At 53.1% G+C, this 26,061-nt stretch carries 11 protein-coding genes; 7 read left to right on the top strand and 4 right to left on the bottom strand.

Features of this window, described 5'->3' with window-relative positions; all coding sequences use genetic code 11:
* The first annotated feature begins 72 nt into the window (after positions 1-72).
* Both VB741_RS02680 and VB741_RS02675 read left to right on the top strand, forming a co-directional pair.
* Complete coding sequence (locus VB741_RS02680; protein WP_323363598.1) at positions 73-1,305, top strand: molybdopterin molybdotransferase MoeA; 1,233 nt, start codon at positions 73-75, stop codon at positions 1,303-1,305.
* A gap of 262 nt (positions 1,306-1,567) precedes the next feature.
* Complete coding sequence (locus VB741_RS02675; RefSeq protein ID WP_323363597.1) at positions 1,568-3,601, top strand: hypothetical protein; 2,034 nt, start codon at positions 1,568-1,570, stop codon at positions 3,599-3,601.
* Between the two features lie 33 nt (positions 3,602-3,634).
* Here the strand turns inward: VB741_RS02675 and VB741_RS02670 are convergent, their stop codons facing one another.
* The 3 genes from VB741_RS02670 to glgX form a co-directional block, all read right to left on the bottom strand.
* Positions 3,635-5,743, bottom strand: coding sequence for a cation:proton antiporter (locus VB741_RS02670; protein WP_323363596.1), 2,109 nt, complete (start codon positions 5,741-5,743; stop codon positions 3,635-3,637).
* Positions 5,744-6,199: 456 nt separating this feature from the next.
* Positions 6,200-6,544, bottom strand: coding sequence for an MGMT family protein (locus VB741_RS02665; RefSeq protein WP_442786275.1), 345 nt, complete (start codon positions 6,542-6,544; stop codon positions 6,200-6,202).
* Between the two features lie 74 nt (positions 6,545-6,618).
* Complete coding sequence (gene glgX / locus VB741_RS02660) at positions 6,619-8,814, bottom strand: glycogen debranching protein GlgX (RefSeq protein ID WP_323363594.1); 2,196 nt, start codon at positions 8,812-8,814, stop codon at positions 6,619-6,621.
* A 441-nt stretch (positions 8,815-9,255) separates the two neighbouring features.
* Here glgX and VB741_RS02655 point away from each other — a divergent pair, with 441 nt between their 5' ends.
* A complete protein-coding gene (locus tag VB741_RS02655; RefSeq protein WP_323363593.1) occupies positions 9,256-9,408 on the top strand; it encodes a hypothetical protein in 153 nt (50 codons plus the stop codon).
* A gap of 103 nt (positions 9,409-9,511) precedes the next feature.
* Positions 9,512-10,459, top strand: coding sequence for a prolyl aminopeptidase (gene pip, locus VB741_RS02650; protein WP_323363592.1), 948 nt, complete (start codon positions 9,512-9,514; stop codon positions 10,457-10,459).
* Positions 10,460-10,514: 55 nt separating this feature from the next.
* Here the strand turns inward: pip and VB741_RS02645 are convergent, their stop codons facing one another.
* On the bottom strand, positions 10,515-11,006 hold the full coding sequence (locus tag VB741_RS02645; RefSeq protein ID WP_323363591.1) for a hypothetical protein: 492 nt from the start codon (positions 11,004-11,006) through the stop codon (positions 10,515-10,517).
* 442 nt (positions 11,007-11,448) lie between these two features.
* Between VB741_RS02645 and VB741_RS02640 the strand changes: the two genes are divergently transcribed.
* The 3 genes from VB741_RS02640 to VB741_RS02630 all read left to right on the top strand — a co-directional run bounded on the left by VB741_RS02640 (position 11,449) and on the right by VB741_RS02630 (position 25,772).
* On the top strand, positions 11,449-12,585 hold the full coding sequence (locus VB741_RS02640) for a tetratricopeptide repeat protein (RefSeq protein WP_323363590.1): 1,137 nt from the start codon (positions 11,449-11,451) through the stop codon (positions 12,583-12,585).
* 448 nt (positions 12,586-13,033) lie between these two features.
* Positions 13,034-18,682: a phytase gene (locus VB741_RS02635; RefSeq protein WP_323363589.1), complete on the top strand. Its 5,649-nt coding sequence runs from the start codon at positions 13,034-13,036 to the stop codon at positions 18,680-18,682.
* A 106-nt stretch (positions 18,683-18,788) separates the two neighbouring features.
* Positions 18,789-25,772, top strand: coding sequence for a choice-of-anchor I domain-containing protein (locus VB741_RS02630; RefSeq protein WP_323363588.1), 6,984 nt, complete (start codon positions 18,789-18,791; stop codon positions 25,770-25,772).
* The last annotated feature ends 289 nt before the right edge of the window (positions 25,773-26,061 follow it).

The raw sequence follows: 26,061 nt of genomic DNA, 5'->3' as shown, positions 1-26,061 counted from the left end.
TAACTGTCACCTTTGATATGGTGTGGTGTGACTGATACTGAATTAAATCTAACTCTGAATCTATCGAAGCCTATGGTGCCTGCCAACGATGCGGAAAAATTGATTTTGGACCTGGTCACCCCCATTGCGGATTTGGAGCAGGTGGCGGTGGAGGATAGTCTGGGGCGGGTGCTGGGGCAGACGGTCAGCAGCCAGCTGGATTTTCCCCATTGGGATAATTCGGCCATGGATGGCTATGCGGTGCGGTATAGGGATGTGGCGACCGTGCCAACCCAACTCACCGTTGTGGAGGAAATTCCGGCGGGACAGGTGCCCCAGCGTCGGGTTCAGCCGGGGGAAGCGGCGCGCATTTTTACTGGGGGGATCCTGCCTGCGGGGGCCGATACCATTGTGATGCAGGAAAATACCCAGAGGCAGGGGGAACAGGTGACGGTGTTGACCGCTCCCATGGCCCAGGAGTTTGTGCGTCAGCAGGGAAGTTTTTATCAGGCCGGGGCGGAACTGCTGGGTGCTGGAGTCAAGATTGGCGCGGCGGAAATAGCGGTGCTGGCGGCGGCCCAATGTGTGCCGGTGCCGGTGTATCGACGGCCTCGGGTGGCGATTTTATCGACGGGGAATGAACTGGTGGAGGTGAATCAGCCCCTGGGGCCTGGTCAGATTGTGGATTCCAATCGCTATGCCCTAGCGGCCCTAGTGGCCCAGACGGGGGCGGTGCCCGTGCCCTTGGGCATTGTGCCGGACCAACGGGCCGCGACGCGGCAGGCCATTGCCGAGGCCCTGACCCAGGCGGACATGGTAATTTCCTCCGGCGGGGTGTCGGTGGGGGACTATGACTATGTGGATCAGATCCTGGCGGAACTGGGGGCCACGATCCACATTCGCTCGGTGGCCGTTAAGCCAGGCAAACCCCTGACGGTGGCAACATTTGGGGATGCTGAGCCGGGGGGGAAGCTCCAGCTTTACTTTGGGTTACCGGGGAATCCGGTTTCATCCCTGGTGAGCTTTTGGCGGTTTGTGCAGCCCGCCCTGCGGAAGCTCTCGGGCCTAAATGCTGACTGGTTTCCCCGGTTTGTCTGGGCAACAACGGACAGCGATCTTCGGGCTGAGGGGCGACGGGAGACCTATTTATGGGGACAGCTATCGATGGGGGATAGGGGCGATCGATTTACCTTAGCCAGCGGTGGCCACAGCTCTGGCAACCTAGTGAATCTCAGTCGCACTAACGGATTGGCTAGGGTACCCCTGGGGGAAACCCTGGTGAGGTCGGGGGAAAAGATTCAGGTGCTGGCGTTGGGGTTGTCCTGAGCTGGCAGACCTGAGTTGGAAGACCTGAGCTGGGATGTGGTGTCTAGCCCCCTACCTTGATATGATTCGGGACGGGACAAACCTATAAAGGAAAACTATAGAAGGGCAAAATGGCCCATTGGCAGGATAATGTGGCCCATGACTTGGCCCATGCCTTCAGTTATGATTGGGCCACTTTAGTGAATTAGAGGTATGCATTACCAATTAGTACGCTAAAGTATCGCCATATTCAGCACAAATTTTTCTCTGGCTGATACGTTATATGAGTCCCAAACGAGATCCTCGTCACAAGTCTATTGCTGTTCCCCGTAGTCGGTCCCAGCAACCGGGTGTACCACCGCGCAGGCCAACTCCATCGGCTCCATCCTATGCCGGTGTGGCGTCTGGCAATGTAGCTGATGTGTCAGTCCCAGCGGTTGAGGATACGTCAACGCCAGGATCGGGGTTTAAGGGATTAGGGCTTTTTCGCTGGATCAGTAGCTGGCAGTTTTTATTGCTAACGATGTTAGTTCTGCTGACGGGGACCTTGGCCTTTGCGGTTACGAGCCTATTTAGGATACCTAATTTGCCCAACTGTCGGGCAATTTTTTGGCCCACGGCATCGGCAGCCGTCCGGCTACAATGTGCTGAATCTTATGCGGCTCAAGGTAGTGTTGACTTCTTGTTAGAGGCGATTGAGCTGGTTGAGAAGCTGCCCGAGGACCATCCCCTGCGAGCTGAAATTGACGCCAAGGTGGAAGACTGGGCCAATCAAATCTTAGAGCTGGCGGATGAGCAGTTTCATTTGGGTGAGCTGGAAACTGCGATCGCAACCGCCCGAAAAATTCCCGCCAAAACCGCCGCTGCCGACCAGGTAGAAGGTAAGGTTCGCCGCTGGCAAAGAATTTGGGGAGAGGGGGCAGAAATCTTTGACCAAGCCAAAGAGAAACTGGTGGAGGGTAACTTTAAAGATGCCTTTGGTTTATCGGTGCGGCTCCTGGATGTGAGTAATGACTATTGGTCTAAAACTAAGTACGACGAACTGACCAAGCTGATTGGCCTGGCCCGAGAAGATAGCGCCAAGCTGGGTAAAGTGACCCGTTTGATGGAGCGAGCAACCATCAGTAGCTTTAAAGAAGCTCTGAAGCTGTTGGGCTCCATCAAACCTGAAAGTGTGCTCTATGGCAAAGCCAAGGACATGAAGAAAACCATTGCCAAGGACATGTTGCAGGTGGCGGAAGAAGCCCTAGCCCGACAACAACTGTCCCAGGCAGAGGAAATTTTAGCTGCCATCCCCAGAAATGAGGGGTTGGACCTGGAAATTGCTGATTTTCAGGTATTTACTGAAGCCTATCGGCGCGCTTGGAGCGGTGATGCCTTGGGTTTAGACGGCGCCATCAACCGCTTACAAAGCATAGGGCGAGATCGTCCCCTATATGATCGGGCGCAGAAATTGATCGGCCAATGGCGAACTGAGATCAAAGCCCTAGCCGTCCTAGATGAAGCGCGTCAGCTTGCGGCTCCAGGCAATGTGAATGACCTGCGGGCGGCGATTTTGCAAGCCAAACAGGTGGATCGGGATAATCCCCGTTGGGATGAGGTGTCTACCCAAATTAGCCAGTGGGAAAATCGGGTGCAAACCAGCGAAGATCAGCCCATTTTAGATATTGCCGATCAGCTGGCGGCGGTGGGCACCCCCCAGGCGCTGCGGCAGGCCATTCAGGAGGCGAGCCAAATTTCCTCTGGTCGGGCCTTGGCCGATGCGGCCCAAACCCGGATCGATCAATGGCAAAGTCGGATTGAATCGATTGAGGACCGACCCCTGTTGGAACAAGCCCGACAGCAGGCGGCAGCGGGGGATTTAGCGGGTGCGATCGCAACCGCCTCCCGCATTTCCCCCGGTCGATCCCTCTATGGCGAAGTCCAAAATGATCTAGCAAACTGGCGCGACCAAGAGCAAAATCGCATCCTGCTGCGAGAGGCCAATAACCTGGCCCAGTCGGGCAACGCTAATGATTTAGCTAGTGCCATTAGTACTGCCAATCAAGTGTCATCGAGTAGTTCCCAATATCAAAACGCGCTCCAGCAAATTAACCGCTGGAGCTGGGACCTACTGAGTTTGGCGGAGAGCGAATCCCGCAGTAGTTTAGCTGCCGCCATTCGCCTCGCCGATCAAATTCCGTCCCAAGCCGAGGCTTATTCCAGTGCCCAGGGCCGCATCCAAACTTGGCAGGCGGAGGCCGCAGCGGCCCAAGCCCCCAACCCCAGCGAAACCGTCACACCCCAGGATTTTTCCGAGACCAATCCCGCCGATTGATATTGAACAACCCTCCTATTCTTCAGCTCAGGTTTAAGCAGATATTTCAAGCGGAAAGAGTCGCTTCGATAAAAAGAGTGCCACGGAACATTGGGCGTTCTTCAAAATCGTGGTGCCCCAATGATCCAGGGGTAAGTCTCGGCCAGGAATTAAGGCTTTGCCATCGAGCACAATGATATCTGTCGGATGAGTCATGCGCAGGACGATCGCCGAGACATCCTTGTAGGGGAGAACCTTGATTTTCAGGTCTGGTAATGGGCCATGGGACAGATGGGGTGAGGGCTCTAGTCGTTGACTAATCTGCTGCCGATAGTGGTCCTGCTCTGTCTCGGAAGCACTGACCGGACAAAAATAGAGCACGGTCACCGCCCCTTGAATGGCCGCCGCCAAATATTGCGCAAATTCAAGTTGGTAATGTATATCCGGTTGAATTATCCAGAGGGGCACAATCACCCGTTGGATATCTTTAGGCGCAGACCGCAGCTGCATTACACTCACTGCACAGGGGCTATTACGCAAAACTTGATCGACCACACTCCCTAACAAACGAGCTTGGAACGTAACCATATCGCCATAGCCCATGAGAATCATCTGAGTATTCTGTTCTTGACTGGCGTGGCAGATGCCCATGGCAATATCCCGGTCGATCCGAAGGATGGGTCGGATCGGAACCTTCCACTCCCTACCCATTTCGACAGCTTTGGTTAACCGTTGGCGGGCCTGTTCCAAGGTTGTATTAAACTCAGGGTCGTTTAAAGAATGGCTGGGTTGAGCGATGGCTAAGGGTAACAGTTGGCCCTGATATTGTTGGGCTAACCGGCTCGCGATGTCCACAAGATCCGGCTCCGTAACCGGATTACGAATAGGCAGAAGAATGTTTAAGCCCGACGAAATTGTCTCTTCAAGGGCCTCTTGATGGCTCTGCAGCAAGGGTTCGGAAGCAGATAACGGTAAATCATCATCCGGGGTCGACAGTTGGCTAGCATAGTGACGGGTGATCACGGGGCCAAGGGTTGAGGTCACCAGCATTAGCACAATCACACTGTTAAAGACGGCTTCTGAGAGTAACCCCGCCTGGTAACCGACCAACGCTGCGGCCAGGGTCGCAGCCACCTGGGGAAGCGATAGGGACCACATGGTCAGGGTTTCTGGCCAGGAATAATGGTAAATCAGCTTCACGCACCAAGCAGCTATAAATTTGCTGAGAATCAACCCCGAGACAATGGCCATGACCAGCAAGGGGCTCTGAACTAAGGTTTGAAAAAAGGTAGGAATGTCGATCAACAATCCCATGCCAATAAAGAAAAAGGGAATGAACAATACTCCACCGACAAATTCCACTTTTTCCTTCACGGCACCTCTGCCGAGGACATCATTGACGGCAAGACCGGCTAAAAAAGCTCCGACAATATTTTCAATGTGGATGACCTGGGCACCCACTGACGATACAAATAAGGCCAGCAAAATAAACAAAAACTGGTTCCCTTCATCGTTCCCTGTACGCCGAAAATACTCCTTGCCCAGGCGGTCTAGACCCCATAAAACCAGCGTTGAATAGATCGCCAGGGCCAGTAATTGCAACGGTAAACTAAACCAGGTAAATTCTCCTTGGTGAATAGAAATGCAGATGGCTAAGACCAGCAATGCCCCGATATCGGTAAAAATGGTAGCCCCAACGGTAACCGTGACACCTTCATTCCGAACCACCCCTAGGCGCTGGATCAGGGGATAGGCCAGCAATGTGTGAGACGCCAGGAGTGACCCAATCAGGATGGAACTATTCCATCCCATGTCAAACTGTAGGCCCAGGATGGTACCGGTGATCAGGGGAACTGCAAAGGTCGTCATACCAAAGGTCAACGATCGATTGCGGGTTCGGCGAAAGGCTGTCATATCAATTTCGAGGCCCGCGACAAACATCAGATATACCTTGCCGATATCTGATAGCAGTTTGACGGTTTCAGTGTCAGGCTTTAGCAGTTGCAGACCGGAGGGCCCTAATAAGGTACCCGCCAACAAAAGGCCCACCAGTCCTGGCAATCGTAACCGCTCTGCCAGGGGCGGTACAATTAAGCTGGCCAGTAACAAAATCGTAAATGAAACGATAGGATTCTCGATTAACCAATTTGAAAACGATTCCATGCGTTAAGCGTCCTTTGACGGGTAACATTGAACTTTGACAGGTAACATCGAAGAAAATAGAAAAATAGAAAAATAGAAAAAATATTCGTTGCCTTAGAGGTTGGATGAAAAGGTTTTGAGGTTGTAAGAAAACTCACACAGTATAGGCTAAAAGTTACGTATCCCTCTAGCCTCGTGTGAGCCATGCTTAAAGCCTACACCAGCAGCCTAAGTCGTGATCAATTCGAACTGGTTGACCTGTTTAGAGTGTGACGACTGATACGTTGGTCCATGGGGCGGTCGGCTACGATGCAGGCAAAAAGACGAAGGTTAGGACAATTCATATCCTTGAAGGCGTTGGTGGCAAACAGGTTCTTGAAAAAGTCGCTCGTTTGGGGCAAGCGGTCGCCCGACTCTATTTCATTTTTATTCTAGGTTTTCGCGGACGGACAAGTCGATCGGATCGGTCGATCGGATCTAGTGACCAAAATCGATCGTTTCTATCATCTCCGCCGCCGGTTGCCAGCGATATTGGCTAAGGTTAATCTTATTCCCTTCAAATTCAATCCCTTCCTCTTCTAACAGCACCCGCTGCAGGTCGTCTGACCCGTCGCGAAAGGCAGAGGTGGAGATTTCTCCTTTAGCATTGATGACCCGCTGCCAGGGAATTTCATCCTCCGGTGAGACCTTGTAAAGCGCATAGCCCACCACCCGAGGTTTGCCGATCAGACCAGCTAGCTCGGCGACCTGACCGTAGGTAGCCACTTTCCCTGGGGGGATTTGACGGACAACGGCATAAATTTGGTCGTAACTGTTGGCCATGGGAAAGTAGAGGAAATCAGCAGAGACAAGGCAAACAAATGGAGCCTGGGCGCAGCCCACCGGGTGGTGGGACATTATTCCTGCTTTGGCAATGTGCAGGTGGCCCCATCGGGACCGGAACTGGTATCAAAACAGTGGGGACAGACCAACAACATTAGGGAACGGGCGGCGACGGGGACCATTTGGCCATGGTTATAGGTGGGACCCTCCTCAATAAAACCAGTGGGATATCGGGTGTCGAGGATTACTTGCCAGTCTTTTTGTTGCACCGAGGAGGGAATGGCATATTCCTGGAGTTCGGGGTAGGCGTTGAAAAACAGTAATATGCTGTCGTCAATGATGCGCTGCCCCTGTTTATTGGTGTTGAGTAGTTCTTCTCCGTTGAGAAATATGCTGATGGCCTTGGAGCCACCGTCATGCCAGTCTTCGTCGCTGATGATGGTGCCGTCGGGGTTGAACCAGGCAATGTCAACGACACCAGAGCCATGAATCTCTCGACCCAGGAACCATCGACACCGGCAGAGAATGGGATGTTGTTTGCGAAATTTGATCAGCTGTTGGGTGAAGGTGAGTAGCTCTTGGTTACGGTAGCGAAGATTCCAGTCAAACCAGGACAGTTCGTTGTCCTGGCAATAGGTGTTGTTGTTGCCGTGATGGGTATGGCCCATTTCATCGCCGCCAAGCATCATGGGTACCCCCTGGGAGAGGAATAGGGTGGCTAGGAAGTTACGCTGCTGTTGCGATCGCAACGCCAACACCTCCTCCTGGGTGGTCTCCCCTTCCACCCCACAGTTCCAAGACCGGTTATAGCTCTCCCCATCCCGATTGCCCTCACCGTTTGCTTCGTTATGCTTCTCGTTGTAACTCACCATGTCCCGCAGGGTAAAGCCATCATGGGCGGTGATAAAGTTGATGCTGGCATGGGGCAGCTTGCCATTTGCTTGGTACAGGTCAGAACTACCGGTAAACCGAAAGGCAAATTCACCGAGACGGCAATACTGATCGCGCCAAAAATCGCGCATAGTATCGCGATACTTGCCATTCCACTCGGACCACAGTAAGGGGAAGTTACCCACCTGATACCCCCCTTCCCCTAGGTCCCAAGGCTCCGCAATCAGTTTCGTCGTAGACAGCACCGGGTCCTGGTGAATGATATTAAAAAAGGCGGCGAGACTATCCACTTCGTACAGTTCGCGGGCCAACGCCGACGCCAGATCAAACCGGAACCCATCCACATGCATCTCCTCGACCCAGTAGCGCAAGCTGTCCATAATCAGCTTAAGTACCTGGGGATGGCGCACATTGAGGGAATTACCACAGCCGGTAAAGTCCATGTAGTAGCGTGGATTGAGTTTCACTAGCCGGTAGTAGGCTTCGTTATCGATCCCCCGCAGGGAAAGGGTGGGGCCAAAGTGATTCCCCTCCCCCGTGTGGTTGTACACCACATCGAGGATGACCTCAATGTCGGCCTCATGGAGGGCCTTGACCATGGCCTTAAATTCTTTCACCTGCTCCCCCGGATCCTCAGCAGAGCTGTAGCCAGCAAAGGGAGCAAAGTAGTTCAGGGAGTCGTACCCCCAATAATTGTGCAGACCCACCCCAATCAGATGACCGGGGTAGGCATTGTAATGGTGGACCGGCAGCAACTCAACAGCCGTTATCCCCAAAGACTTGAGGTGTTCGATGGCAGCGGGATGGCCCAACCCCGAGTAGGTGCCCTGCAATTTGGAGGGAATTTCGGGGTGCTTGCGGGTAAATCCCTTGACATGCACTTCGTAGATAATGGTTTCATGCCAGGGGGTGTCGGGATGCCGGTCATGGCCCCAGTCAAAGTTTTTATCCACCACCACGCCCTTAGGCACAAAGTCCTTGTCATCCAGGTCGGACTTTTCCAAGTCGCGATCGCCATCGGCAAAGTGATCCATAGGAAAGCCAAAAATGGCGGGACTAAATTTCATGTCACCGCTAATGGCTAGGGCATAGGGATCTAGCAGTAGCTTGTTGGCATTAAACCGTTTGCCTTCCTTGGGTTTGTAGGGACCATAGGCCCGATAGCCGTAGTGCTGTCCGGGACCGACATCCGGCAGATAACCATGCCACACATGGTTAGTTACCTCCGGCAGGGCAATTCTGCGTTCGTTACCCTGCGGATCAAACAGACACAGCTCCATGGCGGTGGCATTTTCCGAGAAAATCGCAAAATTAGTTCCCTGTCCGTCCCAGGTGGCACCCAGCGGGTGGGAACGGCCGGGCCATACTGCTGCTGACATGGTAGATTGCGCCAAAACTGTCCGATATCAAAAACTGCTTTAGTATATTAAGCCCCCTACATTTTTCGCTATTATCTTTAAAGTTAAAAAAGCCCAGGGGGATAAACCGCATCCCCAGGCTCTATAACTATTTCAGGTTAATTTTCCAAAAAAGGAATGAAGCTGCCCCCTCCCCGATCAAAAGCTGTCATGCCTTCGATTGCAATTCCCTGCTGCTCGGTCTATGACCCCTATCATCACACGTAGGTGTGAGAGCGTGTAGCGTAACACCTCCCACACTGATAAAACCACGGAAAAAAGCCGGGTAGGACACCAAGTTTTCCTGAATTCTTGTGACAAAAATCACATAGCGCCCAAGGATTGATCACCCAAATTTTTCGGGAAACTGGGCCACAATTGTTGAATTCATTGATATAGAGAATTTTGAAAATCGCAAAGTCAATGCCTAAAGCCTGTACAAAACCGTTGAAACAGCAGCCGTTTCAAACCTATCGCGATCCTGAAACGGGTCGTTGGTACGTGGTACGGACACCAACGCCAATCCAAACCCTAAGCTCAACGTTAGAGCAGCCCCAAGACCAGAAAGCGGGGTAGTTGCAAGAGGATGCCGGAGAATACTCGATGATTCGAGACCTAGGTGTGGTGAGATGGGATAATTGTGGAACAAAAATAACTGGGCAAATCGTTAATAGCCTTCATGCGTCAACCCTATCCACCGATTCAACCCTATCGTCAAGGCCAGCTGCAAGTTTCTCCTCTCCATACGCTACATTTTGAAGAGGTGGGCAACCCCCAGGGAAAACCTGTAGTGTTTTTACATGGTGGCCCTGGCGGCGGTATTGTCCCTTTCTATCGACAGTTTTTTGATCCAGAGCGTTGGCGGATTGTTCTGTTTGACCAGCGGGGCTGTGGCCAAAGCAAGCCGCATGCCGAACTAACTGACAACACCACCTGGGATTTGGTGGATGATATTGAGCGATTGCGATCGCACCTGGCCATCGAGCAATGGACTGTATTTGGGGGCAGCTGGGGCAGCACCCTGGCCTTGGCTTATGGCCAGCGTTACCCCCACCACTGTGTGGGGTTAATTTTGCGGGGCATTTTTATGCTGCGTCCGAAGGAAATTCGCTGGTTTTACCAAGAGGGAGCCAGCTATATTTTTCCCGATGCTTGGGAGCAATATTTAGCGCCCATTCCCGCAGCGGAGCGCCATGATTTGGTGGCCGCTTACTACCAGCGGCTGACCAGTGCCGATCCGGCGGTTCGCCAGCAGGCGGCTCAGGCCTGGGCCCGATGGGAAGCCAGCACCAGCTATCTAATCCAAAATCCCCAAACCATCGAGCGCTTTAGTAACGATGAATTTGCCGATGCCTTTGCTCGGATTGAATGCCACTACTTTACCCATGGGGGCTTTTTCTCCTCCCCCAATCAGTTACTGGAAAATGTATCGGTCATTCGCCACATTCCAGCGGTGATTGTCCAGGGACGTTACGATGTAGTATGCCCCATGACTTCAGCGTGGGAACTACACCGCGCCTGGCCCGAGGCGGAGTTGGTCATTGTTCCCAATGCGGGACATTCGGCCACAGAACCAGGGATTTTAAGTGCTTTAATCGAGGCCACAGATCGGTTTGGGCAGACCTAGGCAAACCTGTTGCCAGACCATGCTACATAAACCGATTCCGAGCAAATCCTTGGGGTTATCCCAACAGCAGAACAACAACTGAAACCAGGATAATGACCAGGGTTAAACTGACCAGGCGCTTGAGGGCCATGGCGCGTCGATAGGCCCCTAGGGAGCGGTCTGGCCATGGGAACTGGCTGGCTGGCCAATGATAGAGCCGGAAGTAGGGACTAAGCTTGGGTTGCCGTTGAATGGCAGGGGAGTGAATCGTTTGATTCGCCCAAGCATCATCCCCATATAGGTAGGATTTCAGTAGGGAGTCGAGTTCTCTATCTAGCCAACCGGCGGATTCTAATAGCTGTCTAGCTCGGTAAATGGTGGTGGGGGTGATGGATGTAGCCTTTATTACATCATCATCGGCGGACTGGCAATTTTCGCTACCTAAATGATGAAAGGCAGCCCTGGGAAGAGGAAAAACTAGTATGCCGTTGATTTCCTCGGGAATCCATCCCTTATCGAGCAATATCTGGGCAACATCTAATTCAGTTTTTAGGGAAAGAACGGCCATCGCCCCAATGTGTAGGTGTTCTCACTGAACGTAACATAGCCTTCTAGGGGACTCCTCAGACGATCGCGTGCAATCACATAGGTTTCATCGAAATGTCTTTAAGATCAAGGTGACCTTCATCTTGATTTCATAGCCCAGCCTAGCTAGAACATATCCCTACGCCAATTGGCGTAGAGCGCTAGGAGTAATGGCATAGATGGATTTACTTCAGAAAATATCTTTTCCGGCTGGGCATTTTGTTAGGAAATTAGCAAAATTGATGTGAAGCATTTGCTAACTGCCATGAACCAAAGTGATTTGTTCGGTAACAGTAAATACGGATCAAGATACTAATTTAATGCCTAAGCTTCAGTTATCACCCTGATTTTATTTTCAGCTGGGATGGTTAATCTGCTGGTAGCGGGTCGGTAATAACGACGGAATATAAAGGGTTTATATATTTATGGATATGCAAAGTTGGTACACAGGGCAAAAAGCACGCTTGATCCATCGGCGTGGGTGTACCTTGGCACGTCAGGGAAATCATCAGAGTGCGATCGCAACTCTATCTAAAGCAATAGCAGATCATCCTGATGTGGCGTCGGTTTATATTAGCCGTGGCCTGAGCCATCAAGCCTTGGGGCAGCTCAATCAGGCGCGTCAGGACTTTATCGCCGCCATTGACTGTGCGGAGAATCCAGCCATTGCTTATTACCAGCGGGGCCAACTGTCCCTGGCCCAAGGCAGTAGGACCGATGCCCTCAACGATTGGCAACGGGCCATTGCCGCGCATCCCAACTATGGCGATGCCCACTACCAGTTGGGCCTGGCCCAAAGTGAAACTGGAGATTTCCCAGCCGCTCTAGCCAGTTTTAATCAGGTGCTAGAGATCAACCCTAATCGGGCTGAAGCTTATTTAAAGCGGGGGCATGTGCGCCAGCAGCTGGGAGACATCGCAGGGGCCAGGGCGGATTGGCAACTGGCAGTGCTGAATGATGCCTCCCTCGGTGAGTTGGTGCCGTCATCCCTGCAGCCAAACGCTCTAACCCCTGTCCAAGAGTTATTGCAAACCGCTTTACAGCCGATGCAGGTGGGGGTGAAACAACGGGGAAAAACCTTAGAAATTTCCCTCCATCGTCAGGTGGGTGAGGGGGTGAGTTATTTCACCCTACCCAATCGCCTTCGTGACTTGCTGTTACCCTTAGAACTGGCAGAATGCACCCAGTTTAGGCTGATGGGTTATGTGGGCAATGTACGTGGCCCGGAGTGGGAAAAAACCTACGATTTATATAAAGATCAACCCTGTCCCCCCAGCCATTGGCCCACCGCATTAGCCGCCCTCGTTACCTTTCCCCCCGTAGGGGTGACGGCCCTACTCTATGCCAGTCAAGTCCACTGGTTTTATCGTCAGGGGAAATATCTCGACGCCCTACGGGCTTCCCATGCCGTTAGGCATTTGTCCCTAGTGGGGACGGGGGTGATGTGTATACTGGTGGCATTTCCCTTAGGTTATACGGCTATCCAGTCGCTTCAAGATGAGCCTGCTCCACCGGAAAGAACGGCACGGGCCATTGATCATGATTTTATTCAGATTGAGTAATGCACTGAGTGACAGAAAAGCGTAGCTTACGTCCCTCGTTCACAACAATCAACTATAAAACCAATTATAAAACAGCCGCCTTCAACAGCAAGAGGGCGGTTGTTTTTTTATGGCGTTTAAATTGTTTTCCAGGACGATAATGTTTCCATAACCCTACCTTTACCTAGGCTCACTATTGTTTTCTTTGGACAATAGTAAAATGGTTTCATATTAAAGGGGACAGGGAATGTTGAGTTAATCTCTTCTTAACCCAGCCTTCTTTGAACCCTAAGACTTAACTATTGCTCGGGGGATCCAGCTTTATGGAGCTGTGTGTTTAATCACGCCCACGTTCAAAACTGTTCTTTTTCTGTAGAAGAATCGACTGGTTTTAACCTGGGCATCATAAAGTCCAAAAACCTATCCTCATCGTTCTGCCCGCGGTCTCACCCCAGGCTGCTTATTTGTTATGACAACTCCTGTCCCCATTCGATTCGCTACGTTTAATGCCTCTCTCAATCGCAGCAATTTAGGAGAACTAATAGCCGATCTTTCCACTCCGGATAATGCCCAGGCTCAATCTGTCGCTACCATCATTCAACAAGTTAATCCTGACGTATTACTGATCAACGAATTTGATTATGATGCCAGTGGCGAAGCTATTGAACTGTTCAAGTCGAACTATTTAGAAAATGGTGATACTCCGGTTGAGTATCCTTATGTCTATCTTGCTCCTTCAAATACAGGTATTCCATCTGGGGCTGATTTTGATAATAATGGTGCAGTGGATGGTCCTGGTGATGCCTTTGGCTTTGGTTTTTTCCCAGGGCAGTTTGGCATGGTGCTGCTGTCAAAGCATCCCATCAATAGTGAGAACGTTCGCACCTTTCAGAACTTCTTGTGGCGAGATATGCCGGGAGCATTGCTGCCAGATGATCCCAGCACGTCTGACCCCCAAGATTTCTACTCTGCTGAGGAGCTAGAAATCTTCCGACTTTCTTCGAAGAGTCATTGGGATGTACCAATCCAGGTGAATGGTGAAACAGTGCATGTGTTGGTGAGCCACCCTACTCCACCAGTCTTTGATGGAGAAGAGGATCGCAACGGGACTCGCAACCATGATGAGATTCGGTTTTGGAGTGACTATGTTACTCCCGGTGAGGGTGACTATATATATGATGACCAGGGAACAACAGGGGGCCTAGGAACAGGCGAACGCTTTGTGATCATGGGGGATCAAAATGCGGATCCCTATGATGGCGACAGTACTGGCAACGCTATTCTGCAGCTGTTGGATAATCCCCTGGTCAATGTGTCGGCTACCCCTGGCAGTACCGGTGGTCCCGATGCAGCGGAGCGACAGAATTCTAACAATCTAGAGCACCTGGGCGATTCTGCCTACGATACGGCTGACTTTGGTGAGGCTGAGTTTGGTGGTCCTGGCAATCTGCGGGTGGACTATGTGCTGCCCTCGGCCAACCTGGATATAGCTGATGCGGGCGTTTTTTGGCCTGCCGAGGGTGAAACTGGCTTTGAACTTACAGGGGCTGGGTTCCCGCCAGTCAGCTCAGACCATCGCTTGGTGTATGCCGATGTTGAGGTTGTGCCCTTCGGTGCTAGCCAAGCTCGTCAGTCCGTGGAAAGTGTTGAATTCCTGGGTGAAGTTCAATTTCCCACTGGATTTGAGTTCTCTGGCACTGAGGTGGGTGGCCTATCGGGTCTGACCTATGATACAACCCGTGATGTCTACTATGCTCTGGCTGACGACCGCAGCCCAGATGCACGCTTCTATACCCTTGGCATTGACCTCAGCGATGGCAGTTTAGACGATGGCGATGTCACATTTTCGGATGTTACCCAGCTGCTAGATACCGATGGTGAACCATTTGAGAATGGTAGTCTAGATCCAGAGGGAATTGCCCTTACCAGTCGCGGCACGCTATATGTCTCCTCTGAAGGGGATGCCAACGCCCTGATTGATCCCTTCATCCGTGAAATCTCCCTATCGGCCGAGTTTATTCAGGCTCTGCCTATTCCTGAGATTTATTTGCCCACGGTGGATCGCTCCAGTGGTATTCGCAACAACCTGGCATTTGAGAGTCTCACCATTACTCCGGACCAGCGTTTTCTCTACACGGCTACTGAGAATGCTCTGTTCCAAGATGGTCCGGGTGCCAGTCTGGAGGAGGGTAGCCTATCCCGCATTCTCAAGTACGACCTGACCACCGGGGAGCTGGTGGCATCCTATGTGTATGAGGTTGAGGCGGTGCCTGAAGAGCCCATCCCTGCCGGTGACTTTAGCACTAATGGCCTGGTGGAACTGCTGGCGGTGGATAACAACGGCACATTACTAGCTCTGGAGCGTGGCTTTTCCGTGGGCCAGGGCAATACGGTTAAGTTGTTTGAGATCCAGACCCAGGGAGCCCTGGATGTCCTCAATACCGATGACCTCTTCCGGGAGGAGGCCCTGGAGGATGACGGTGAGATTATCCCCCCTGGTCCCTTTGAGATTGATCCTGCCGTTACTAAGCGGGAGATTCTCGATATTGAAAGGGATCTGGGCATTGCCCCTGATAACTTAGAGGCTTTGGCCTTTGGTCCCAAGCTGGCGGACGGTCGTCAGTCGTTGATTATTGCTAGTGATAATAATTTCAACCCCGATGGTCAGTTCACCCAATTCCTAGCTTTTGGGCTGGACTTTGAGACGACGCCTGCGGCGCTGCCAGTGGTGGAAACTCCCCTGACCCAAGACGATGCGGATGCCACCACACCCCTGCTGGGTGATTCTGACGATCCGGCGATTTGGGTGAACCCTGACAACGGGGATGAGAGTCTGGTCATTGCCACCCTCAAGGACGGTGGCCTTGCCGTGTTTGACCTCCAGGGCAATGTGGTGCAAACCGTTGCCCCTGATGAGTTTGGGGATATCCGCTATAACAATGTGGATCTGATCTACGGTTTTGACCTGGGTGGGGAAAGCGTTGATCTGGCGGTGGTTAGCGATCGCAACAACGACACCCTCGCCATTTTCAAGGTCAACCCAGACACCCAGCAGCTAGAGGATGTCACCGCTGACGGCATTTTAGAAACCATTTTCGGTGTGGATGATGGGGAAGCCACGGCCTACGGACTGGCTACCTACACCAGTCCGGTATCTGGCACCTCCTATGCCTTTGTCACTCAGGCCGATGGCAATCAAGTGGCTCAGCTAGAGCTAGTGGACGACAATAGTCAGGTCAGCGCCCAGGTGGTGCGAGTCCTAAACCTGCCCGTGCCCACGGGTGACCCAGTGGATTCTCAGTCCGAGGGCATTGTGGTGGACCAGGAGCTGGGCTTTTTATATGTGGCCCTGGAAAATGAAGTCGGCATTCTGAAATTCTCGGCGGAGCCTAACGGTGGCGACAGCTTCCAGGTGGTGCAGCCGGTGGGTGCCGATTACCTGGAGCCCGACATTGAGGGCCTCAGTATCTACTACGGTGCCGATGGCAGCGGCTATCTGATTGCTAACAGCCAGGGGGATTCTTCCTATGCCCTGTTTAGCCGTGAGGGCACGAACGAGTACCTGGGTAGTTTTGTGGTTGGCGCTGGTATTAATAACCATGGAGGCATTGACCAGGTCAACGAGAGCGACGGTCTCGATGTGATCAACGTGGCTTTGGGGTCTACCTTTCCTAATGGCCTACTGGTGCTGCAAGATGGGGCTAACGATCCTCAGAATGTGGCAGAGAATGACGAGGAGCTAGAAAACAACAGCACTAACTTTAAGTTTGTTCCCTGGGAGTCGGTGGCTGGTGCCTTTGAGAATCCCCTAGATATTGACCCCAAAGGCTACGATCCTCGCAATCCTGGCGTTCATTCCCTGGTGAACGGTGTTGCCAGCGGTGATGTGACGGACAATTCTGTCGTTCTGTGGGCACGCAGCACCTTTCCCGGTGAGGTGATTTTTGAATACTCCACCAGCGCAGACTTTAGCGATGTTGTTGGCACCACCATGGCCACGGTGACCGACATCAACCAGCCGGTGAAAGTGGATGTGGCAGGTCTAGATTCTGCTACTGAATACTTCTATCGGGTGACGGATGCTGCTGGGGATAGTGAAGTGGGTCGATTTAAGACGGCGGCTACCGCTGGGGAACAAACCGGTCTGCGCTTTGGGGTGACGGGCGACTGGCGCGGTGAGATTGCCCCCTATCCCGCCATTAGTAATGTGGCGGCCAAGCAGCTTGATTTCTTCTTGGCCCATGGTGACACCATCTATGCGGATGATGATTCCCCTGCGGTGCTCAATCCTGACGGGACGCCTAAGGATCAGGCGGTAACCATCGATGAGTACCGGGCTAAGCATAATGAGGTTTACAGTCAGCGCTTTGGTCAAAATGTGTGGGCTGAGGCGCGGGCTTCCACATCGTTCTACGCCACTATTGACGATCACGAAGTCACCAATGACTTTGCTGGCGGTCAGCCCTTGGGCACTGATGAACGTTTTCTGGAGGCGTTTCCTGGGGATGATCCCAACGCGCTGATTAATGATAGTTCTCTCTATGAGAACGGTTTACAGGCTTTCCAAGAGTACAATCCCATTCGGGATGAGTTCTACGGTAAGACCGGCGATGCGGTTACAGAGGATGAGCGGAAGCTCTACCGCTACAACACCTTTGGTAGCGATGCGGCCACCTTTGTGTTGGACACTCGTTCTTTTCGAGATACGGCCATTCCCACCCCGGTAAATCCCTTTGATCCCAGCCAGGTAGCGGCTACCCTTGCGGCTACATTTACCCCCGGTCGTACCCTCATGGGTCAGGTACAGCTGGATGACCTCAAGGCAGATCTTTTAGACGCTGAGGCTGCTGGAGTGACCTGGAAGTTCATCATGGTGCCGGAGCCGTTCCAAAATCTCTTTCCTGGGATCAATACTGATGCCTGGGATGGCTACAACGCCGAGCGTACGGAAATCCTGAAGTTTATCGAGGGTAACAACATCGATAACGTGGTGTTTGTGGCGGCGGATGTGCACATGACAGCGGTTAACAATATTACCTATCAGGAAGTGCCGTTTGGTGAGCACATTGCCACGGGGGCGTTTGAGATTACCACCGGGGCTGTGGCCTACGAAGATCCGACAGGCCGCTTCTTGGGTGAAGTGTTTACGGCTGGGGATCCTGCATTGCGGGCGTTTTACGACAGTCTGCCCATTGCACCGGATGGGGATGATGTGGCCAATGACAAGGATGACTTTGTCAAAGCAGCCATTAATAATTCCCTGCTGGCACCGTTGGGCTATGACCCCATTGGCTTAGACGACAACTTGGCCCAGGCCGAGGGCTTGATTGATGCCACCCTGTTGCAGGGTGATTACTACGTGGGCCACAGCTCCACCTGGAGTGAGTTTGAAATTGACCCCGTAACCCAGGCCCTCACCGTAACCACCTGGGGGATTGATGGCTATACCGAGGAGGCACTGCTGGCTGATCCGGCAGCCATTATTAACCAGGAGCCGGTGATTCTCAGTCAGTTTGTGGTGAATCCCCAGGGAGAGATTCTAGGGGGCACTGATGCCGATGACACGTTGGTGAATGGCGACGAGGGTAGTAAGCTGGCCGGTTTTGATGGTAACGACCTGCTGGCGGGAGCCCTGGGTGATGATGTAATTCTCGGCGGTGACGGTGATGACGTTCTCCGGGGCGATCGCAACTCCCGCCATGCCCAAACCGGTGAAGCGGGGGGTGACGACCTGATTTACGGCGGAGGTGGCAACGACCGCATCGGTGGTAAGTCGGGCAATGACCGCCTCTTTGGGGATGGGGGTGACGATCAGATTTGGGGGGATGCTGGGGACGATTTGCTGCGGGGTGGTTTAGGGAATGACACTCTCACAGGAGATAACAACTCCGGTGGCAGCGGTATCGATACGTTTGTGCTGGCCATTGGCGAAGGCACAGACACCATCGTTGATTTTGAAGTTGGTGTGGATCTGATTGGTCTAGCCAACGGGTTGAGTCTGGGACAGCTAACTCAAATCGTCCAGGGCAGTGATCTGTTATTGGCGACGGCGAATGAAACCCTGGCCCTGGTGCGTGGGGTAACCACTCTGGCGATGGAGTCTTTTGTTCAGGTTTAACCACAGGCCACGGGGAGAAGTTCATCAGTCTACCTTCTCCCCGTGGGCTATGGGGACTGGACGTGATTTTTGAATAGCGTTTATTTAATTTATTTGTGGAGAGATCATGGCAGATTTTTTAGAAAGAATTGGCGGCTTTACCAGCGAACTTGGCGCTGAGATTGCTGCATTTGATCCTGCTAGCCAGTCACTGTTTGTGGTGAGTGGTGATACCGAAGTGCAGTTATTTAGTTTGGCTGACCCCAGCAATCCCACTCTGTTGGGTGTGTTGGATGTGGCTGACTTTGTGCCCAATATTGGTGGGGTAAATAGTGTAGCTGTGGCTAATGGGGTGGTTGCGATCGCAATCGGGGCTGACCCCCAAACCGACCCTGGCTTTGTTGCGGTTGCTGATATCGCAGCGGTTGCCGCTGGTGACCCCACGGCGTTTCGCGTAGTACAAGTGGGTGCCCTACCCGACAATGTTGTCTTCACCCCCGACGGGACCAAAGTGTTGTCGGCCAATGAAGGTGAACCCGCCGATGGTGTTGACCCCGCTGGCTCCATTAGCATCATCGATGTAGCCAGCGGCGTGGCCAGTGTTTCCCAAGCCAGCGTGACCACCGTTGGTTTTGAAGCCTTTAACGGCAGCGAAGCTGACCTCCGGGCCGATGGTGTACGCATCTTTCCCGATGCCACCGCCGCCCAGGACTTTGAACCTGAGTACATTGCAGTTTCCCCCGATGGTTCCCAGGCCTTTGTTACCCTGCAAGAGAACAACGCCCTAGCCGTGATCAACTTAGCAACCAACGAAGTTGAAGGTATCCTTCCCCTGGGTGCTAAAGACTTTAGCCAGGGGCTACCCAACCTGACCACTTTTGATATCACGGATCGGAGCGATATCACCAACGGGGGGGATGCCCTGACCACTGCCACGGGTGAAACCATCGAGCTGGGTGGGTTTTCCGGGCTTTGGTACGACGGCGTGGCCGATAACGGCAACCTTAAGTTTCTGGCTATGCCCGACCGGGGGCCCAATGGCGAGACCAATGCCAACGGCGAGCGGCCCTTTTTATTGCCGGACTATCAGGCTCGCATCGTTAGTTTAGAACTGAATGAAGCCACGGGTGAAGTCTCTATCACCAATGAACTCTTTTTAACCCGTGCCGATGGTGTAACGCCCATTACCGGACTGCCCAACATTCCCGGTGTCGATGAAAAAGCGGTTGATGCAGCCGGAAATCCAGTGGATCTCGATAGCCTAACGGAGATCGATGCGGCGGTCTTTGGGACCGACTATGATCCCCTGGGAGCCGACCTGGAGGGCATCGTCCGGGCTGACGATGGTACATTCTGGATGGTGGATGAATATCGCCCCGCCATCTATCACTTCGATGCCAGCGGCGCACTCATCGACCGGTTTGTTCCCGAAGGAACCGTAGATCAGGCCAATGGGGCCAACCCCGGTGCTAACTTTGCCACCGGAACCTTTGGCACGGAGACCCTGCCCGCTGACTATCTCAATCGTCGGGAGAACCGAGGGTTTGAAGGCATGGCACTGGATACTGATGAGGGGATTCTCTATGCCTTTATCCAAACCCCGTTAAACAACCCAACTCGGGCTGATGGAGATGCCTCCAGCGTGATTCGCATGATTGGCATCAACCCTGAGACTGGCGAGCCTGTTGCTGAGTATGTTTACCTGCTCCAGGACCCGAGCGTGGGCAACAACGTCGACAAAATCGGTGATGCGGTTTACGCCGGTGACGGCAAGTTCTTTGTGATGGAGCGGGATTCTTCCCTGGACTCCACTGCCCAGAAGTTTGTCTTTGAAGTGAATATCAAGGGGGCCACTAACGTTCTCGGTCAGGACTTCGGTGCGGCAACCCTAGAGCAGCAAACCCCTGATGCCCTGGCTGCTGCGGGCATCCAACCGGTTAATAAAATCAAAGTCACAAACCTGCCGTCCATCGGCTACCTGCCTACGGATAAACCTGAAGGTCTGACTCTGTTGCCCGATGGCCGCCTGGCGGTGATCAACGACAACGACTTTGGTATTGTTCCCGGTGTCTCGGACGTTCAACTTGGCATCATTGACTTTGATGGTGACAATGGTCTCGACGCTAGCGATCGCGATGGCGGCATTAATATCCAGAAGCAGCCGGTGTTTGGCTTGTTTATGCCAGATTCCATTGCCTCCTTCGAAGCCAACGGCCAAACCTTCTACATCACTGCCAATGAAGGGGATGACCGGGGTGACGCCGACGAAGAGGGCCGGGGCGATGCTATTCGCATTAAAGACCTGGCTGATGTTGTTTCCTTGGGTCGTTCTGGTCTGGCCCTGGACGAAAGCTTTGACCCAGCCCTAGTCGAAGACGAAAATCTAGGCCGTCTGACAGTCTCCTCCATCGATGGTGACATTGACGGCGACGGTGACTTGGACCAACTGTTCTCCTACGGTGGTCGTTCCTTCTCCATTTGGGATGAGAACGGCAACCAGGTGTTTGACAGCGGCAGCCAGATTGCTGAGATTACAGCTGCCCTAACCCCTGAGTTGTTTAATGCCAACAACGGTGACCCGGCTGAGGTTGACACCCGTTCTGATAATAAGGGAGCGGAACCTGAGGCGGTGACCGTGGGTGAGATTGGTGGTGTGCCTTTCGCCTTCGTGGGTCTAGAGCGGGCTGGCGGTGGTGTGTTGGTGTATAACCTCAGCGATCCCACCAACCCTGAGTTTGTGCAATATGCCCGCAGTAATGAGGATATTGCCCCCGAGGGTCTCACATTTATCTCGGCAGAAGATAGCCCCAGCGGTCAGCCGTTGCTCATCATTGCTAACGAAGTGTCTAACACCCTAGCCATATACGAAACCAATGTGGCCGCTGCCACCATCTCTGAAATTCAGGGGGCTGGTCACGTTTCTCCCCTAGACGGTGAACTGGTTCAGACCGAAGGCATTGTGACAGCAGTAGACTTCCGTGGCTTCTATGTCCAGGGTGCCGACGATGGCAACGATGCCACCTCCGAAGGTCTGTTTATCTCCACCAGTGGTAGCCCCACCGTTAGCGTTGGGGATGAGGTGCGGCTGTTTGGCGTAGTCAGTGAATTTATCCCTGGCGGTGCTAGTACGGGCAATCTTTCCACCACCCAGATGAGAGATCCCGATGTGGTCATTCTCTCCTCTGGGAATGCCCTACCTGAAGCAGTTGTAATCGGTGAAAGTGGTCGCCTGGCCCCCAGCGAAATTGTGATCAGCAACGATGAGCTGCCCACTAACCTGCAGGAAGATGCCGGTAACTTTGATCCCATGGATGACGCCATTGACTTTTACGAAAGTCTAGAGGGTATGCGGGTCACCGTGGAAGATGCCGTAGCGGTATCCCCCACCCGCGTCTTTAGCGCATTTTCCGCTGAGGCATTTACCCTACCCAACCAGGGGGCAGGCGTCACGCCTGAGGATAGTCTGACTGAGCGGGGCAGCATCAACCTCAACTCTGGTCCTGACAACACAGGCGATCAGAACCCTGAGCGGATACAGCTTCAGTTCAACCCCAATACCATGCCCGAGGGCTTTGATATTCCTGCCCTCAATGTGGGAGATAAGCTGGGGGATGTGACTGGCGTTGTGGGCTACAGCTTCGGTAACTTCGAAGTGAATGTGACTGATGAGTTTGAGGTGACTCCCGGTGGTCTAGAACAGGAAGTAACTAGCATTATAGGAGGTGAAAACGACCTGACCGTGGCTAGCTACAACGTGCTCAACTTGGCCGCCGATGGCATAGATACTGAACAGTTCGAGCTGCTGGCCAACCAGATTGTTACCAACCTGAACGCCCCTGACATTATTGCTCTGCAAGAGATTCAGGACAACAGCGGCGAAACGGATGACGGTACGGTGGATGCCAGTGAGACATTACAGGCGTTGGTGGATGCCATTGCCGCTGTCGGTGGTCCCACCTATGAGTTCTTCGATGTCGCTCCCGAAGACAACACCCAAGGCGGCGTCCCCGGTGGCAACATCCGCAACGCCTACCTATACAACCCAGAGCGGGTTGAGCTAGACTCCTTCGCTGCCATCGACCAGGATGCCGCCTTTGAAGGCGATGTTCGCAAACCGCTGGTGGCCAACTTCATCTTCAATGGCAACTTGGTGACCGTGGTCAACAACCACCTCACCTCTCGCTTTGGCTCCTCCCCCATCTTTGGCGGTCCCCAGCCCTTCGTCCAGGCAGGCGAAGCAGAGCGCGAAGCCCAGGCCCAGGCCCTAAACGACTTTGTGGACAGCATTGTCAACACCAACCCTGACGCCAAGGTGATTGTTCTCGGTGACTTGAATACCTTTGAGTTCACTAACGATCTGGCTGAGATTCTGCCCGGTACCGGCGATGAGAAGGTGCTGACCAATCTGGTGGAGCAGGCCGTTGCCGCTGACGATGCCTACACCTTTATCTTTGATGGCAACAGTCAGGTGATCGACCACCTGTTCGTGACTGACTCCCTGCTAGAGGGCGCTGAATTTGACATCGTCCATGTCAACAACGACTTCACCCGCGATGACAACGGTGCCCTATTCACAGACACCCTTGTGGCTAGCGATCACGAGCCCATATTAGCCAAGTTCACCCTAGAAGAAACCATGACCGAACCATCCATCTTTACCCTGCAGCTGCTCCACGCCGCTGACCAGGAAGCCGGTATCCCCGCCCTGGAAGACGCCCCTCGGTTCTCTGCTGTGCTCAACGCCCTGCGGGATGACTTTGAAAACACCATCACCCTGTCTTCTGGTGACGCCATTCTACCGGGTCTCTTCTTTAGTGCCAGTGAAGATTTATTCGGTGGCCAGGGTCGAGCTGACATCCTAATTCAGAACGAGTTGGGCTTTGAAGCCATTGCTCTGGGTAATCACGAGTTTGACCTGGGTACTAGTTTGTTAAGGGATCTCATCGCCGGTGGTGAAGATGATCCAGCGACACTCGATGTAGATGAGTCCTTTGTCGGTGCTCAGTTCCCTTACCTCAGCGCCAACCTGGACTTCAGCACCGATGAGAATTTGGCTGACTTGGTGGTGGCTGATGATAGGGCACCTCAGGCCAACAGCTTAGCCGCAACAACTGTGCTAACAGTCGGCGGTGAGAAAATTGGTGTTGTGGGTGCCACTACACCTACATTACCGATCATTTCTAGCCCTGGTGACGTTACCGTTCTGCCTGAGGATTTTGACGGCACCCCCACCGCTGAACAGCTAGATGCCCTAGCTGCCGAAATTCAGAAAGACGTGGATGAGATGCTGGCCCTTAACCCCGGCCTCAACAAGGTGATTGTCCTAGCCCATATGCAACAGATTAGCATCGAGCAAGCGTTAGCCACACGTTTGACCAATGTGGATGTGATTGTTGCCGGTGGTTCTAACACTCGCTTAACCGATGAAAACGACCGTCTGAGAGATGGTGATGCAAGCCAGGGTACCTATCCCATCTTCACCACTGGGGCTGACGGTAATCCAGTAGCTATTGTCAACACCGATGGTAATTACAAGTATGTAGGTCGCCTGGTGGTTGACTTTGATGAGAATGGCATCATCATTCCTGAGAGCTATGACGCAGACATCAGTGGTGCCTATGCCACAGATGATGCGGGGGTAGCAGCTCTGGGTGCAGAAGGGTTGGTTGATCCTGAAATTCAGGCGATTGTGGATGCCCTGGAAGAAGTCATTGTTGCCAAGGAAAGCAATGTCTTTGGTATCAGCGATGTTTACCTCAACGGTGTGCGCGCCAGCGTGCGGACTGAGGAGACCAACCTGGGTAACTTGACTGCCGATGCCAACCTGGCCATCGCCAAGGAAACTGATAATAGCGTTGTCATCTCCCTCAAGAATGGCGGCGGTATTCGTGATGACATCGGTCGGGTGGTTGTCCCTGCTGGTGGTACTGGTGAGCCTGAGCTGCTACCCAACGAAGAGATTCCCGGCGTTAAGCCTGAGGGTGGTATCTCTGAGACTGACATTGCCAACAGTCTGCGGTTTAACAATGGTCTCACTCTGTTGACCATCACCGCTGAAGAGCTACTAGCCGTCATTGAGCATGGTGTAGCTGCAACTGCTGAGGGTGAAACTCCCGGTCGTTTTCCCCAGGTAAGTGGTCTGGAGTTTAGCTTTGACCCCAGTGCTGAGCCCGGCAACCGCGTACAGTCTCTAGTGGTCCTTGACGAAGCAGGTAACGATGCTGACGTGATTGTCGAGAATAGTGAACTGGTAGGTGATGCTAGTCGTACATTCCGCATGGTTACCCTCAGCTTCCTGGCTGGCGGTGGCGATGGCTATCCCTTCCCTGCCCGGGATGTGGTTGAGTTGGCCCAAGATGCTGCTGCCGCTCGTACGGGTGTGGCCACATTTGCCCCCGATGGCTCTGAGCAAGATGCTTTAGCTGAGTACCTGGCAGCTAACTTTGGCACTGCCGAGACGGCCTTTGGTGCTGCTGATGTTGGCTCCGAAGAAGATACTCGCATTCAGAATCTGGCCTTCCGTGAGGACACTGTGATTGATGATGGCGGCGGTGGTAACGGCGGTGTTGACCCTGATGCTGATGTTGTTGGTACTGGTGGCGATGACGTCTTAGCTGGTGGTGAGGGTGATCAATCCATCAGCGGTGGCGATGGTGACGATATTCTCCGTGGTGACCTCAACAGTCGTAATCCCCAGGGCAAGACAGGCGGTGATGATGCTATCTTCGGCGGTGCTGGCAATGACCGCATCGGCGGTAAGGGCGGCAACGACCTGCTGTTTGGGGATGAAGGCGATGACCTGATCTGGGGTGACGATGGCGATGACCTGCTAGTCGGTGGCACCGGCAACGACATCCTTACTGGTGATAACTTCTCCGGTGGTCAGGGTGCTGATATCTTTGCCTTTGCAGTGGGTGATGGCACCGACACCATCACTGACTTTGCAGTGGGTATCGATAGCATCGGTCTGCTGGGTGGTTTGAGCTTTGGGGCAATCACTCAGTCTGTTCTAGGCAGTGATTTGCTATTGGGCACTGGTGGCGAAACCCTTGCGGTGATTCAAGGGGTGACGGTTCCTCTGGCAGAGACTTCCTTTGCTCAGTTCGTCTAAATGCTCTGATTAGCCTTCGTTCAGGGTGATCGGTTTGCTCTGTAGTCTCTTCTATGGAAAGCCGATTATCCTGAATGCAAGCAGGGAATAACTTTAAATCGGGTTGGTGTGTCATTTTTGCGCACACCAACCCGATTTGCTGTAGAACGATGAGTAAAGTTCAAGAGCTGCATCAACAAGCGATGGATTTGGCCGAGCAGGCTGATCTGAGGAAACTACGTGGTAATGTGGCCCCCAGGCTAAGAAAACTCTGAAGCAGGCATTGGTGCTGGAAGTGGCAGCTGCTGGC

Source organism: Leptothoe sp. PORK10 BA2, from assembly GCF_034932105.1.
In the GTDB taxonomy this organism is placed as follows: Bacteria; Cyanobacteriota; Cyanobacteriia; order Phormidesmidales; family Phormidesmidaceae; genus Leptothoe.
Note: the sequence above shows the minus strand (reverse complement) of the source record. Positions and strands in the feature narration are given on the sequence as shown.

Excerpts from the sequence above, each read along its gene's own strand:
- VB741_RS02645 (WP_323363591.1), bottom strand. The coding sequence starts at position 11,006 with ATGGCCGTTCTTTCCCTAAAAACTGAATTAGATGTTGCCCAGATATTG.
- VB741_RS02680 (WP_323363598.1), top strand. The coding sequence starts at position 73 with ATGGTGCCTGCCAACGATGCGGAAAAATTGATTTTGGACCTGGTCACC.
- glgX (WP_323363594.1), bottom strand. The coding sequence starts at position 8,814 with ATGTCAGCAGCAGTATGGCCCGGCCGTTCCCACCCGCTGGGTGCCACC.
- VB741_RS02640 (WP_323363590.1), top strand. The coding sequence starts at position 11,449 with ATGGATATGCAAAGTTGGTACACAGGGCAAAAAGCACGCTTGATCCAT.
- VB741_RS02665 (WP_442786275.1), bottom strand. The coding sequence starts at position 6,544 with ATGGCCAACAGTTACGACCAAATTTATGCCGTTGTCCGTCAAATCCCC.
- VB741_RS02630 (WP_323363588.1), top strand. The coding sequence starts at position 18,789 with ATGGCAGATTTTTTAGAAAGAATTGGCGGCTTTACCAGCGAACTTGGC.
- VB741_RS02655 (WP_323363593.1), top strand. The coding sequence starts at position 9,256 with ATGCCTAAAGCCTGTACAAAACCGTTGAAACAGCAGCCGTTTCAAACC.
- VB741_RS02670 (WP_323363596.1), bottom strand. The coding sequence starts at position 5,743 with ATGGAATCGTTTTCAAATTGGTTAATCGAGAATCCTATCGTTTCATTT.
- pip (WP_323363592.1), top strand. The coding sequence starts at position 9,512 with ATGCGTCAACCCTATCCACCGATTCAACCCTATCGTCAAGGCCAGCTG.
- VB741_RS02635 (WP_323363589.1), top strand. The coding sequence starts at position 13,034 with ATGACAACTCCTGTCCCCATTCGATTCGCTACGTTTAATGCCTCTCTC.
- VB741_RS02675 (WP_323363597.1), top strand. The coding sequence starts at position 1,568 with ATGAGTCCCAAACGAGATCCTCGTCACAAGTCTATTGCTGTTCCCCGT.